Below are 12,392 nucleotides of genomic sequence, written 5' to 3' on the forward strand. Positions count from 1 at the left end.
CAATGCTCTGTCAATAACTCCCCCGCAACTCCCGCATCCGCTCATCAAAATAGCTGCCCACCGTGTAGCGCTCCGACAGCACCACGTCGCGCACGGGGTGCAGGAACAGCGGCAGCGAGATGCGGGGCTTTTGGGCGGCCTCGCCCGTGGGGTTGAGCACCCGGTGCACGGTGGAGGGGAAGTAGTGGCCGGAAGCCTCCTCCAGCATGTCGCCGATGTTCACAATCAGCAGGCCAAAGTCGCAGGGCACGTCGTGCCAGGCGTCGTCCTTGCCCAGCACCTGCAGGCCCGGCTCGGTGGCGGCGGGCAGGATGGTCAGCAGGTTGATGTCGCCGTGGGCGGCGGCGCGCACGGCACCGGGCTCTTCCTGGCCGGTCAGGGGCGGGTAGTGCAGCACTCGCAAAAGCGTGTGGTCGCTGCCCTCCAGCATGCGCGACAGGGGCATGGAATAGCGGGCCTTCACCTCCGGAGGTGAGTTGTCGTCCACCCACTGCAACAGTGTGGTCGCCAGGTGACTGCCCAAGGCGTAGTAGCGGCGTGCGGCGTCCGACACCTCCGTGGGGTAGCGGCCCCAGGGGTAGATGTGAAAGAACTCCTTCACATCCTTCTTGGTGTGGTTCTTGGCGGTTTCCGATACCTTGGGTGAAAAGTAGCCGTCAAACTTCACCGGGTCTTGTGCGTACTTGTTCTTGGCGTCGCTCTGGAAGAAGGCCAACCACTCGTCGTAAATGCCCTGCACCAGGTTCTGGTCCAGCGGGTGGTTCTTGAGCACGCCAAAGCCGGTTTCGTGCAGGCTTTTACAAAAGTCCTGTGGCGCAGTGGGGCTGGTGAAATCAACAATGGGCAGGTGCATCATCGCGCGAGCCACTGGCCCATCAGCGTGGCTTCCAGCACCTGGCTGGCACCCACGGCATCGACTTCCATGCAGGCGTGGGTCATGGACTCTTCGGCTTCCCAACCGGCCTGCGGGTAGTCAATGCGCTTGCGCCGCAGCATGGTCTGGCCCTGGGCCAGGCCGTCCACGGCCACGCGCATGCGACCGCTCTCCAATTGAAAAAGCTCAGGGTTGGTGAGGTAGATAAAGGCCAGCACATCGTGGCCAAAGCAGCCGTGGATCTCGGCCACATGCGGGTACAGGTCGCTGTAGAAATTGGCGTAGAACTTCACCGCATGCAGCAAGGTGTCGGTGGCCACATGCTGCTGGTGTTGGGCAATCTTGCCAAACAGGGTGACCGGCAGGATCACCTGGTGCGTCACGTCCAGGCCCACCATAGTGAGCTTCCAGTCGGCGGTGAACACCAGATCGGCAGCGTGCGGGTCGTTCCAGATATTGGCCTCGGCCACGGGCGATACATTGCCCGGCTCCACCACGGTGCCGCCCATCAGAATCACTTCGCGCACCAGCGTGGGCAACTCGGGTGCGAGCTTCAGCGCGGTGGCTAAATTGCCCAGCGGGCCCACCGCCACCAGGGTGATTTCACCAGGGTGGGCGCGTGCCATGTCCACGATGAACTGGGCCGAGGAGCGCGGGTCCAGCGTGTTGCGGGTGACCTCGCGCACAGGCAGGTTGCCCAGGCCGTCGGCGCCGTGGATGTAATCCGGTGGCGGCTCGGAGGCCTTGACCCAGGGCCGGGCCACGCCCTTGGTCACGGGGATCTCAAAGCCGGCAATGGCGGTAAGGTAGAGCGCATTGGTGGCGGCCTGTTCCACAGTGACATTGCCAAAGGTGGTGGTGATGCCCACCACGTCCACACCGGCGTGGGCCAGTGCGTAGTACAGGGCCATGGCGTCGTCCACGCCGGGGTCGGTGTCGTAGATGACTTTGCGGGGCGCGTTCAGGCTGGCAGTGGGCATGCGGGCTTTCAGTTCAGGCCGCACAGGGCGCGCAGCGCGGCCAGTGCGGTGGGGTTGTTGGTGTCGGCTTGCTGTTGCAGCAGGGTGGCCACTTCAAGTGCAGTGGGTACGCTGCTTTGCGCGCCGAGTTTGGTGCAGGCCAGGGCTGCTGCTGCGCTGGCATACAACAGGGCGTCGGGCAGGCTTTGGCCCTGGCTCAGGGCGGCGCACAGGCTGCCGCAAAAGGTGTCTCCGGCGCCGGTGGTGTCCACCGGGTTCACGGCAAAGGCGGTTTGCCAATGCAGGGTGCCCTGGTGGCGGGCCAGGCAGCCGTGGGAGCCCAGCGTCACCACCACCGTGGGTACGTTCAGTTGGGCCAGGCACTCGGCAATGCTGCCGCTGTGCTGGGCCACGGTAGCCAACTCGCCTTCGTTCACCACCAGGATGTCCACCAGGGCCAGGAGTTCGGGCTCCAGCACCTGGGCGGGGGCGGCATTCAGCACCACAGCCACACCCGCGTGGCGCGCCGCCTGGGCATAGGCCCGCACGGTGTGCAGCGGGGTTTCCAGTTGCAGCAACAAGTGGGTGAAGCCCGTCAGCTTGGGCAAATGCTCAGGCCGCAGACAGGTATTGGCACCGGGCGCCACGGTGATGGCGTTTTCACCGGCCTTGGACAGGCAAATAAAGGCCGTGCCAGTGGGGTGGAAGGGTTCGCGCACGGTGTGCAACTGCACGCCTGCGCCATCCAGCGACTCTTCCAGCGGCTTGGCAAAGGCATCGTTGCCCAGGGCCAGCAGCATGTGGGTGGCGACACCTCCGGCGCGGGCGCAGGCTACGGCCTGGTTGGCGCCCTTGCCGCCGGGGAAGGTCTTGAAGTCGCGCCCCAGCACCGTCTCGCCGGGGGCAGGAATATGGTCGGCCCGCACCACAAAGTCCAGATTGGCGGAGCCTGCTACCAGAATCATTGCGAGCCTTCGTGTTACCTAAAGCGTTGTATTGTGCCGTCTAAACTTCTGTCTAATCTGGCCATGCCCCTGTCTCCCTGCAAACCGTATGTCGCTCTGATCGGCGGCGCCAATCTGGACATCTCTGCCCACTCTCACGCCGCGCCCGTGATGGGTGACTCCAACCCGGGCCGCATCCTGTGCAGCCCTGGCGGCGTGGCCCGCAATGTGGCGGAAAACCTGCTGCGCCTGGGGGTGGATGGGCGCCTGCTCAGCGTGCTGGGGGACGATGCGTTTGCGGCTGTGCTGCGCCAGGCCGCAGCTGCCATCGGTCTGGACCTGGCGGCCTGCGCGACGCTCCCGGGCGAGCGCACGGCCACCTACCTGTCCCTGCACGGGGTGGATGGCGACATGGGCGTGGCGGTGAATGACATGGGTATTCTGGAGCGGCTCACCCCCGCGCTATTGGCCCGGCACGCGGGCTTGTTGACGGCAGCGCAGGCCGTGGTGGTGGACTGCAATGTGCGCCCCGACGTGCTGCACTGGTTGTGCCACGACCTGGCGCACCCGGTGGTGTTTGCCGAAGCCGTTTCGGTGGCCAAATGCCAGAAGCTGCTGCCGGTGCTGGGGCGTCTTCACACGCTCAAGGCCAACCGCATGGAGGCGCAGGCACTCACCGGGCTGGAGATCGTTGACGTGCCCTCTGCCCAATCGGCAGCACAGGCACTGCACCAGCGTGGCGTGCGCCAGGTGGTGCTCAGTCTGGGGGCACAGGGGGCTGTGTGGTGTGATGCGGCGGGCGCCACCGGCCACCACCCGGCGCGGCCGGTACCCATGGCCAGCGCCACCGGGGCGGGCGACGCCTTGCTCAGTGGCCTGGTCTATGGCCATTTGCAGGCCATGCCATTGGAACTGTCGGTGCCATTCGCAATGGCCTGCGCCGAGCTCACCTTATCCAGTACATTCGCCAATGCACCTGAACTGAGTGTGGCCGCCATTCGCGCACACCTTGAAACACACAACACATGACAAGCCAAGCCTTTCTGGACATTGCACCCGAGGTGCAACAAGCCCTTGCCAGCGGCCAAGCCGTGGTGGCACTGGAGTCCACCATCATTTCGCATGGCATGCCCTATCCGCAAAACGTGGCCACGGCCCTGCAGGTGGAAGACGAAGTGCGCCAACACGGTGCCGTGCCCGCCACCATCGCCATCGTGAATGGCCGCCTCAAGGCCGGCCTGTCGCGTGACGAGATCGAGCAACTCGGAAAAGCCGGACACGCTGTCACCAAGGTCAGCCGGCGCGATATTCCTTTCATCGTGGCCAGCAAGGCAACAGGCGCCACCACCGTGGCCGCCACCATGGTGATAGCCGCCATGGCCGGCATACGGGTATTTGCCACCGGTGGCATAGGCGGCGTGCACCGCGGTGCGCAAGAGAGCTTTGATGTCTCGGCCGACCTGCAGGAGCTGGCCCATACGCCGGTGGCAGTGGTCTGTGCCGGTGCCAAGTCCATCCTGGATCTGCGTCTGACGCTGGAGTACCTGGAGACCCACGGCGTGGCTGTGGTGGGCTACCAGACCGATGCCTTGCCCGCCTTCTTTACCCGCGACAGCGCCTTCAAGGTGGACTACCGGCTCGACTCCCCGCAAGCCATAGCCGCCGTGCTCAAGGCCAAATGGACTATGGGCCTGCAGGGTGGCATGGTTGTTGCAAACCCGATTCCCGAGGCCTATGCCATGCCGCGCGCCGCCATTGACCAGGCCATTGAGCAGGCCTTGCAAGAGGCTGCGCAGCAGGGCGTTGCAGGCAAGGAGTCCACGCCGTTTTTGCTGGCGCGGGTAAACCAATTAACCGGGGGTGACAGTCTGGCGTCCAATATCCAACTGGTGCTGAACAACGCACGACTGGCGGCGGCCATTGCCATTGCCTTCAATGCCGGTTAAAGCGCCCGCAGGTATGGCACGCCAGAAAATCATCATTGACACCGACCCCGGGCAGGACGACGCGGTTGCCATTCTGCTGGCGCTGGCCTCACCCGAGCTGGAGGTGTTGGGTATTACCGTGGTGGCGGGCAATGTGCCGCTGCGCTGGACCGAAAAGAATGCGCGCAAGATTTGCGAGCTGGCCGGCAAGCCCCAGACCCGCGTGTTTGCCGGTGCCAGCCGTCCCCTGGTGCGCAACCTGGTGACCGCCGAGCATGTGCACGGACGCACCGGCCTGGACGGCCCGGACCTGCCCGAGCCCACCATGGCCTTGCAAGAGCAGCACGCGGTGGACTTCATTGTGGAAGAGGTCCGACGCCAGCCCGCAGGTGTGGTCACGCTGTGCACCCTGGGGCCGCTGACCAATATCGCCCTGGCCCTGCAGCGCGCGCCCGACATTGCCCTGCGCGTGCAGCAGATCGTCATGATGGGTGGCGGCTTCTCGGAAGGCGGCAACATCACACCGGCGGCCGAGTTCAACATCTATGTAGACCCGCATGCCGCGCATGTGGTGTTTGAAAGCGGCATCCCGCTGGTGGTGATGCCGCTGGATGTGACGCACCAGGTGCTGACCACCAGGAAGCGCATCGCCGCCATTGGTGCACTGGGCACACCGGTGGCCCAGGCCACGGTGGAGCTGCTGGAATTTTTTGAGCGCTATGACGAGCTGAAATACGGCAGTGATGGCGGCCCCCTGCACGACCCCTGCGTGATCGCCTACCTGCTCAAGCCCGAACTGTTTCAGGGCCGCGAATGCAACGTCACCATCGAATGCGGCTCCGAGCTGACCATGGGCATGACCGTGGTGGACTGGTGGGGTATAACCCATCGGCCCATCAACGCCACGGTGATGCGGGTGGTGGATGCCCAAGGGTTTTTCAAGCTGCTGACGCGGCGGCTGAAAACCCTATGAACCTGCAACGCGTTTAGTCTGTACTATCAATTTTTTCAACCTGCAATCAACGGAGATACTTCATGCAAATTCTGAGCAATGTGAAACTGGGAGTGCTGGCCGCGGCGATGGCCACGAGTTTTGCAGCCATGGCCGAACCCGCCATCATTTATGACATGGGCGGCAAGTTTGACAAGTCCTTCAACGAAGCCGCCTACAACGGCATGCAGAAGTGGAAGAAGGAAAGCGGCAAGAAGTACCTCGAATTCGAAGTGACTAACGAATCGCAGCGCGAGCAGTCGGTGCGCCGCATGGCCGAAAAGGGTGCCAGCCCCATCATCAGCGTGGGCTTCTCGCAAGCCTCTGCAGTGGAAAAAGTGGCCAAGGAATTCCCCAAGCTGAACTTCGTGATCGTGGACATGGTGGTGGACCTGCCCAATGTGCAGTCCGTGGTCTTCAAGGAACAGGAAGGCAGCTTCCTGGTCGGCACGATGGCCGCACTGGCCAGCAAGACCGGCAAGGTCGGCTTTGTGGGTGGCATGGACATCCCCCTGATCCGCAAATTTGAGTGCGGCTATGAGCAGGGCGCCAAGTACGCCAACCCCAAGGCCGAGGTGTTCCAGAACATGACCGGCACCACCGGTGCGGCCTGGAACGACCCGGCGCGTGGCGGTGAGTTGGCCAAGGCCCAGTTTGCCAAGGGTGCCGATGTGGTGTTTGCCGCAGCTGGTGGCACTGGCACCGGTGTCTACCAGGCCGCCAAGGACAGCAACATGCTGGCCATTGGTGTAGACAGCAACCAGAACCACCTGCAGCCCGGCACCATGCTCACTTCCATGCTTAAGCGCGTGGATGTGGCGGTGTACAACGTCTCCAAGAAATTCACGCCCGGCATGACCGTGCTGGGTCTGAAAGAGGGCGGAGTGGACTACGCCATGGATGCCAACAACGCCAAACTGGTTACGCCCGCCATGAAGAAGAAGGTGGAAGCCGCCAAGGCTGACATCATCAGCGGCAAGATCAAGGTGGCCGACTACATGGCCGACAACGCCTGCAAGTACTAAAGCAGTGACAGCAGCAGCACCGATTGCGGTGCACATGCGTGGCATCCACAAGCGCTTCGGCGCTGTGCGTGCCAATGTGGACGTGAGCCTCTGTGTGCGCTCGGGCACGGTGCATGGCCTCGTGGGCGAGAACGGCGCGGGTAAGAGCACGCTGATGTCGGTGCTGTACGGGTTTTACCGTGCGGATGCCGGCAGCATTGCGGTCAATGGGCAGGACGCCGACATCCGCAATGCCGACGACGCCATCGCGCTTGGCATTGGCATGGTCCACCAGCACTTCATGCTGGTGGACACACTCACCGCACTGGAAAACGTGATGCTGGGCGCCGAGCCGCACTGGCTGCTGCTGCGCGCCACTGCGCAGGTGCGCGGCAAGCTCGAAGCGCTGATGCAGTCCACTGGCCTGCACGTGCAACTGGACACCCTGGTGGCGGACCTGGCCGTGGGTGACCGGCAGCGACTGGAAATCCTCAAGGCCCTGTACCGTGGCGCCAAGGTGCTGATTCTGGATGAACCCACCGCGGTGCTGACGCCCCAGGAAACGGTGCAGCTCTTCGATGTGCTGCGCGGCCTGCGCGCGCAGGGCACCACCATCATTCTGATCACCCACAAGCTCAAGGAAGTCATGGCCTTGTGCGACTGGGTCACCGTTATGCGTGCTGGTGCGGTGGTGCAGGAGTTGCCCATTGCCCAGGCCACCATTGCCGGCCTGGCCGAGGCCATGGTGGGGCGCAAGGTGAATATGGGGCGTGTGGAGGGAGCCGCGCACACGCCCGGCGAAGTGCTGTTGGCAGCCCGCGGCCTGGAAGTGCGCGACAGCCTGAATGTGCTGCGCCTCTCGGGCATTGATGTGCAGCTGCGTGCCGGTGAAATGGTGGGCATTGCCGGTGTGTCTGGCAATGGCCAGAGCGAGCTGCTCGATGTGCTCAGCGGCCTGCTCACGCCCACGCAGGGCGAACTCACCGTGTGCGGCCAGCGCTTTACGCCACCGCACTGGCTGGACCCGCAAACCGCCCGCAGCCTGGGCCTGGCCCATGTGCCCGAGGACCGCCATGCGCGCGCCTTGGTGATGGCTTTTGCAGCCTGGGAGTCGGCGGTGCTGGGCTACGACGGCCTGCCGCAATACCGCAGCGGGCCCTGGATGCGGCACGTGGGCATGACGACGGCCACCGCCACCATGATGGAGCGATTTGACGTGCGCCCGCGCGATACCAGCCTGCCGTCCAGCAAGTTCTCGGGTGGCAACCAGCAAAAGCTGGTGCTGGCGCGCGAGCTGGGCCAAAGCCCCAAAGTCTTGTTGGTAGGCCAGCCTACACGCGGGGTGGACATAGGCGCCATCGAATTCATTTACAGCCAGCTGCGTGCCATGCGCGATGCGGGATGCGCCGTGCTGGTGGTGTCCAGCGAGCTGGACGAAATTCTGGCCCTGTCGGACCGGGTGATCGTGATGAACCAGGGCCGCATTGCCGGTGAGCTGGCCATTGGCGATTGCACCGAGGCCGGCCTGGGCCTGCTGATGACCGGAGGAAGCCAATGAGTGTGCCTTTGCCCCTGCCGCGCTGGGCCGATCTGGTGCTGCTGCCCGCCGTGTGCCTGGCCGTGGCCTTGCTGGCCGCCGCTGGCGTGGTGGCCATGGTGGGGCAAAGCCCGGTGGAAGTCATGACGGCCCTGGTGCAGGGCGCCTTTGGCACGCTGCGGGGCTTGAGCTATACGCTGTACTACGCCACCACCTTCATCTTTACCGGCCTGGCCGTGGCCGTGGCATTCCATGGCGGCCTGTTCAATATTGGCGGCGAGGGGCAGGCCGTGATGGGTGGCCTGGGCACTGGCCTGGCGGCACTTTTTCTTTCAGCCAGCCTGCCGGCCTGGGCCATGCTGCCCCTCATGCTGCTGGCGGGCATGCTGTTTGGCCTGCTGTGGGCGGCCGTGCCGGCCTACCTGCAGGCCTACCGCGGCAGCCATGTGGTGATCACCACCATCATGTTCAACTTCATTGCCAGCTCCATCCTGGTCTACCTGCTGGTGAACCACCTGCGGCCCAAGGGCATGATGGCGCTGGAGAGCGCCATTTTTGCCGATTCGGCCAAGCTGCCGGGCATGCAGCAGGCACTGGCCTGGGTGGGTGTGGAGTGGCCTGCCTCGCCCCTGAACCTGAGCCTGGTGCTGGCCTTGCTGGCCTGCGTGGGCGTGTACCTGTTTCTGTGGCGCAGCCGCGCGGGTTACCGCTTGCGCGCCGTGGGCTCCAGCCCGAGTGCGGCGGAATATGCCGGCATCAAGTCCCGGCACCAAACCCTGATTGCCATGGCGGTCTCGGGGGCACTGGCGGGCATGGTGGGCATGAACGAGATTGCCGGTGTCAGCGGCAAGCTGATTCTGGAGTTCGTGGGTGGTGCCGGCTTCACCGGCATTGCCGTGGCCCTGATGGGGCGCAACCATCCGGTGGGCATTGTGTTTGCCAGCGTGCTGTTTGGCGCGCTGTTCCAGGGCGGGGCCGAGGTGGCGTTTGACGTGCCGGGCTTCAGCCGCGACATGGTGGTGATGCTGCAGGGCTTTATCGTGCTGTTCTCGGGTGCCATGACCTATGTGATCGCGCCCCTGGTGGCAGCAGGCCTGCGGCTTGTTCCGGGCATTTCGGGAGCACGCCATGGATGAAGCCTCGCTGGGTGCCATGCTGGCCTCCACCTTGCGGCTGGCCACACCGCTGATCCTGTGCGCGCTGGCCGGTCTGTTCTCCGAGCGCTCCGGCGTGGTGGACATAGGGCTGGAGGGCAAGATGCTGTTCGCCGCCTTTGCCGCAGGCGCCGTGGGTGCCGTGTCGGGCTCCACCAGCCTGGCCCTGCTGGCTGCCATGGGCGTGGCGGTGCTGCTGTCCTGGATGCACGGCCTGGCCTGTGTCAGTTACCGGGGCGACCAGGTGGTGTCGGGCGTGGCCATCAACATCATTGCCGTGGGGCTGACGGTGGTGCTGGGCATCGCCTGGTTTGCCCAGGGCGGACAGACGCCGCCGGTGGACACCAGCGTACGCATACAGCCGCTGTTCCCGCAGGCCGGCACGCTGCTGGCCTTCATTCCCTTCATTGGCCGGGTTCTGGGCGAGGGCTTTTTGACGCACAACGCGCTGGTCTACTTTGCCTACGCGCTGGTGCCTGCGGTGTGGTGGCTGCTTTTTCGCACGCGCTTCGGCCTGCGCCTGCGCGCCGTGGGCGAGAACCCGCAGATGGTGGATGCCGCCGGTGTCTCGGTGCTGCGTCTGCGCTACACCGCGCTTGCACTCAACGGCATGCTGTGTGGCCTGGCCGGCAGCTACCTGGTGCTGGCCCAAAGCGCCAATTTCTCCGCCAACATGACGGCCGGGCGCGGCTTCATGGCACTGGCCGCTCTGATTTTTGGCCGCTGGCTGCCCTTTGGCGCGCTGTGGGCCTGCCTGCTGTTCGGCTTTCTGGACGCCGCAGCCATTCGTCTGCAAGGCGTGCCGCTGCCCCTGGTAGGCGAGGTGCCAGTGCAGTTCATCCAGGCCTTGCCCTACGTGCTGACGGTGGTGCTGCTGGCCGGCTTCATTGGCAAGGCAGTGGCGCCGCAGGCGCTGGGCAAGCCGTATCTGAAAGAGCGCTGAGCAGGTCAAGCGGCTCGCAAAGTCTGGCTCAGACAGGTAAGATCATTTGCGAAGGGCGTTCGCTGTTGTGGTCACGAAAATCTGGGGCGGCGAACACGTCTTTGGCCAAAGCTTAGGAGGTACCCATGGGCTATGCTGATCTGATTCGCCAACTGCAAGCTTTGCCTGAAGCCAAGCAGGCTGATGTGTTTGATTTTGTGGAATTGTTGGTTAAGCAAAATCAGACGGTGCAACCAAAAGCCGGTACTTTGGCGCAATCGCCTTTGGCAAAGTGGATTTTGAACCCATTGGTTGTGAATGACTTCAAGCCTCTGAGCCGGGAAGAGGCAAATGAGCGCTAACGTACTGGTGGATACCAATATTTGGCTCTATGCATTTGTCACCAACCCGTTGGACCAGAAACATCAGCGCGCGCAGGGTTTTGTCTTCAGCTTGGACAGGCCCAAAATCAACTCCCAAATCATTCGGGAAACCTGCTGCAATCTCTTGAAGAAGTTCAAGCGAACCGAAGATGACTTGCGGCAGTTTGTGCTCGACTGGAGTGCCACTTGTGAAATCGTGCACACGCCTGTCGCGCAATATGTGCTCGCATCTTAGCTGCGCAATAAAAATGCCTTCAGCTACTGGGACAGCCTGATCGTTGCAGCAGCCCTGGATGCCGGTTGCACCACCCTCTATAGCGAAGACATGCAGCATGGCCAGCGGGTGCTGGACCGGCTGACAATTACCAATCCTTTTCACCCGTGAAATCATGGGCCGTTGCGCCCGCTGTGCGGAAATTGCTGCTCAAGGCCAAGCAACTCAAAGACGCCTCAGAAAAAGCTGGTACGGTATCGGCCTTCTGGAGGTCTCATGAAAAAGTTCGTCGCTCTGCTGGCTCTGGCCGCATCCCTGGCCGCCGTGGCACAGCCCAAGCCCATCAAGATTGGGGAAATCAACAGCTACTCCAGCATTCCGCAGTTCACCGTGCCCTATCGCCAGGGCTGGCAACTGGCAGTGGACGAGGTGAACGCCGCAGGCGGCCTGCTGGGCCGGCCGGTGGAAGTGATCTCGCGGGACGATGCCGGCAAACCCGAAGAGGCCCTGCGCCACGCCATAGAGCTCTCCAGCAGCGAAAAGGTGGATGTGCTGGCCGGTGGCTATCTGTCCAATGTGGGTCTGGCGCTTTCTGACTACGCCAGCAAGAACAAACGCCTGTATGTGGCCAGCGAGCCGTTGACCGACGCGCTGGTATGGGACAAGGGCAACCGCTACACCTTCCGCCTGCGGCCCAGCACCGCCATGCAGGCCGCCATGCTGGTAGATGAGGCCGCCAAACTGCCGGCCAGGCGCTGGGCCACGATAGCCCCCAACTACGAATACGGCCAGAGTGCCGTGGCCACCTTCCGGGAGCAACTCAAGGCCAGGCGCCCGGATGTTGAGTTCGTGGCCGAGCAGTGGCCGGTGCTGGGCAAGCTGGATGCGGGCAGCACGCTGCAGGCCATCACCCAGGCCAAGCCGGACGCCATCTTCAACGTGACCTTTGGTGCGGACCTGGCCAAGCTGGTGCGCGAAGGCAACCAGCGCAATGTGTTCCCCAAAATACCGGTGGTGTCGCTGCTATCCGGCGAGCCGGAATACCTGGATGTACTCAAGGACGAAACGCCCAAGGGCTGGATCGTCACCGGCTACCCTTGGGACCAGATTGACACCCGCGACCATGCCTCCTTTGCCGCCAACTACTACAAGAAATACAACGAGAACCCCAAGATGGGCTCGGTGGTGGGCTATGCCACCCTGCAGGCGATTTTTGCCGCCATCCGCAAGGCCAAGACGGTGGACAACGACAAGCTGGTGCTTGCCATGCGCGGCCTGAAGTTCACCACGCCGTTTGGCGCCACCGAGTTCCGTGCGCTTGACCAGCAGTCCACCATGGGGGCCTATGTGGGCAAACTCGACCTGCGCGGCAACAAGGGCACCATGGTGCAGTGGCGCTATGCCGATGGACGTGACTACCAGCCCACGGACGCCTATGTGAAGAGCCGCCGTCCTGCTGCGGCCATGCAGTAGCCCGATAGACAA

13 protein-coding genes are annotated in these 12,392 nt (G+C 63.5%); 9 read left to right on the plus strand and 4 right to left on the minus strand.

The features are described from left to right. Positions 1-10: 10 nt before the first annotated feature. The 3 genes from DIC66_RS01365 to DIC66_RS01375 are packed head-to-tail and all read right to left on the minus strand — an operon-like array spanning position 11 to position 2,798. Complete coding sequence (locus tag DIC66_RS01365) at positions 11-856, minus strand: isopenicillin N synthase family oxygenase (RefSeq protein WP_199534636.1); 846 nt, start codon at positions 854-856, stop codon at positions 11-13. Further along, complete coding sequence (locus tag DIC66_RS01370; RefSeq protein ID WP_117174106.1) at positions 853-1,854, minus strand: nucleoside hydrolase; 1,002 nt, start codon at positions 1,852-1,854, stop codon at positions 853-855. The genes DIC66_RS01365 and DIC66_RS01370 overlap by 4 nt, the downstream gene beginning before the upstream one ends. A gap of 8 nt (positions 1,855-1,862) precedes the next feature. Continuing rightward, complete coding sequence (locus tag DIC66_RS01375) at positions 1,863-2,798, minus strand: ribokinase (RefSeq protein WP_117173290.1); 936 nt, start codon at positions 2,796-2,798, stop codon at positions 1,863-1,865. 63 nt (positions 2,799-2,861) lie between these two features. Between DIC66_RS01375 and DIC66_RS01380 the strand changes: the two genes are divergently transcribed. From DIC66_RS01380 to DIC66_RS01415, 8 genes are all read left to right on the plus strand, one after another. Beyond that, a complete protein-coding gene (locus DIC66_RS01380) occupies positions 2,862-3,806 on the plus strand; it encodes a PfkB family carbohydrate kinase (protein WP_158558821.1) in 945 nt (314 codons plus the stop codon). Beyond that, positions 3,803-4,723 (plus strand): pseudouridine-5'-phosphate glycosidase, encoded by a 921-nt coding sequence (locus DIC66_RS01385; RefSeq protein WP_117173294.1) that lies wholly within the window; start codon positions 3,803-3,805, stop codon positions 4,721-4,723. The genes DIC66_RS01380 and DIC66_RS01385 overlap by 4 nt, the downstream gene beginning before the upstream one ends. A gap of 13 nt (positions 4,724-4,736) precedes the next feature. Then, positions 4,737-5,675 (plus strand): nucleoside hydrolase, encoded by a 939-nt coding sequence (locus DIC66_RS01390; protein ID WP_117173296.1) that lies wholly within the window; start codon positions 4,737-4,739, stop codon positions 5,673-5,675. 62 nt (positions 5,676-5,737) lie between these two features. Beyond that, a complete protein-coding gene (locus DIC66_RS01395; RefSeq protein ID WP_117173298.1) occupies positions 5,738-6,718 on the plus strand; it encodes a BMP family lipoprotein in 981 nt (326 codons plus the stop codon). Positions 6,719-6,722: 4 nt separating this feature from the next. Then, positions 6,723-8,255, plus strand: a complete 1,533-nt coding sequence (locus tag DIC66_RS01400; RefSeq protein WP_338052470.1) for an ABC transporter ATP-binding protein — start codon at positions 6,723-6,725, stop codon at positions 8,253-8,255. Further along, positions 8,252-9,370: an ABC transporter permease gene (locus DIC66_RS01405; RefSeq protein ID WP_117173302.1), complete on the plus strand. Its 1,119-nt coding sequence runs from the start codon at positions 8,252-8,254 to the stop codon at positions 9,368-9,370. The genes DIC66_RS01400 and DIC66_RS01405 overlap by 4 nt, the downstream gene beginning before the upstream one ends. Beyond that, the gene (locus tag DIC66_RS01410) at positions 9,363-10,331 is read left to right on the plus strand and encodes an ABC transporter permease (protein WP_117173305.1); all 969 of its coding nucleotides are present in this window, start codon (positions 9,363-9,365) and stop codon (positions 10,329-10,331) included. Before DIC66_RS01405 ends, DIC66_RS01410 begins: the two co-directional genes overlap by 8 nt. A gap of 125 nt (positions 10,332-10,456) precedes the next feature. Beyond that, entirely contained in the window at positions 10,457-10,672 is a 216-nt protein-coding gene (locus tag DIC66_RS01415) for a DUF2281 domain-containing protein (protein ID WP_117173307.1), read from the plus strand. Here the strand turns inward: DIC66_RS01415 and DIC66_RS22830 are convergent. Next, positions 10,635-11,084 carry a hypothetical protein gene (locus DIC66_RS22830; RefSeq protein WP_147321217.1) on the minus strand — a complete coding sequence of 150 codons (450 nt, stop codon included), beginning with the start codon at positions 11,082-11,084 and terminating at the stop codon, positions 10,635-10,637. The genes DIC66_RS01415 and DIC66_RS22830 overlap by 38 nt on opposite strands. Positions 11,085-11,183: 99 nt before the next feature. On the opposite strand from DIC66_RS22830, the gene DIC66_RS01425 reads away from it, so the two are divergent. After that, a complete protein-coding gene (locus tag DIC66_RS01425) occupies positions 11,184-12,380 on the plus strand; it encodes an ABC transporter substrate-binding protein (RefSeq protein ID WP_117173311.1) in 1,197 nt (398 codons plus the stop codon). Positions 12,381-12,392: the final 12 nt, after the last annotated feature.

It is taken from the genome of Rhodoferax lacus, assembly GCF_003415675.1.
In the GTDB taxonomy this organism is placed as follows: Bacteria; Pseudomonadota; Gammaproteobacteria; order Burkholderiales; family Burkholderiaceae_C; genus Allorhodoferax; species Allorhodoferax lacus.

What these genes read in the sequence shown, in the direction of transcription:
- DIC66_RS01365 (WP_199534636.1), bottom strand. Translation starts at nt 856, where the DNA reads ATGATGCACCTGCCCATTGTTGATTTCACCAGCCCCACTGCGCCACAG.
- DIC66_RS01370 (WP_117174106.1), bottom strand. Translation starts at nt 1,854, where the DNA reads ATGCCCACTGCCAGCCTGAACGCGCCCCGCAAAGTCATCTACGACACC.
- DIC66_RS01375 (WP_117173290.1), bottom strand. Translation starts at nt 2,798, where the DNA reads ATGATTCTGGTAGCAGGCTCCGCCAATCTGGACTTTGTGGTGCGGGCC.
- DIC66_RS01380 (WP_158558821.1), top strand. Translation starts at nt 2,862, where the DNA reads ATGCCCCTGTCTCCCTGCAAACCGTATGTCGCTCTGATCGGCGGCGCC.
- DIC66_RS01385 (WP_117173294.1), top strand. Translation starts at nt 3,803, where the DNA reads ATGACAAGCCAAGCCTTTCTGGACATTGCACCCGAGGTGCAACAAGCC.
- DIC66_RS01390 (WP_117173296.1), top strand. Translation starts at nt 4,737, where the DNA reads ATGGCACGCCAGAAAATCATCATTGACACCGACCCCGGGCAGGACGAC.
- DIC66_RS01395 (WP_117173298.1), top strand. Translation starts at nt 5,738, where the DNA reads ATGCAAATTCTGAGCAATGTGAAACTGGGAGTGCTGGCCGCGGCGATG.
- DIC66_RS01405 (WP_117173302.1), top strand. Translation starts at nt 8,252, where the DNA reads ATGAGTGTGCCTTTGCCCCTGCCGCGCTGGGCCGATCTGGTGCTGCTG.
- DIC66_RS01410 (WP_117173305.1), top strand. Translation starts at nt 9,363, where the DNA reads ATGGATGAAGCCTCGCTGGGTGCCATGCTGGCCTCCACCTTGCGGCTG.
- DIC66_RS01415 (WP_117173307.1), top strand. Translation starts at nt 10,457, where the DNA reads ATGGGCTATGCTGATCTGATTCGCCAACTGCAAGCTTTGCCTGAAGCC.
- DIC66_RS22830 (WP_147321217.1), bottom strand. Translation starts at nt 11,084, where the DNA reads ATGATTTCACGGGTGAAAAGGATTGGTAATTGTCAGCCGGTCCAGCAC.
- DIC66_RS01425 (WP_117173311.1), top strand. Translation starts at nt 11,184, where the DNA reads ATGAAAAAGTTCGTCGCTCTGCTGGCTCTGGCCGCATCCCTGGCCGCC.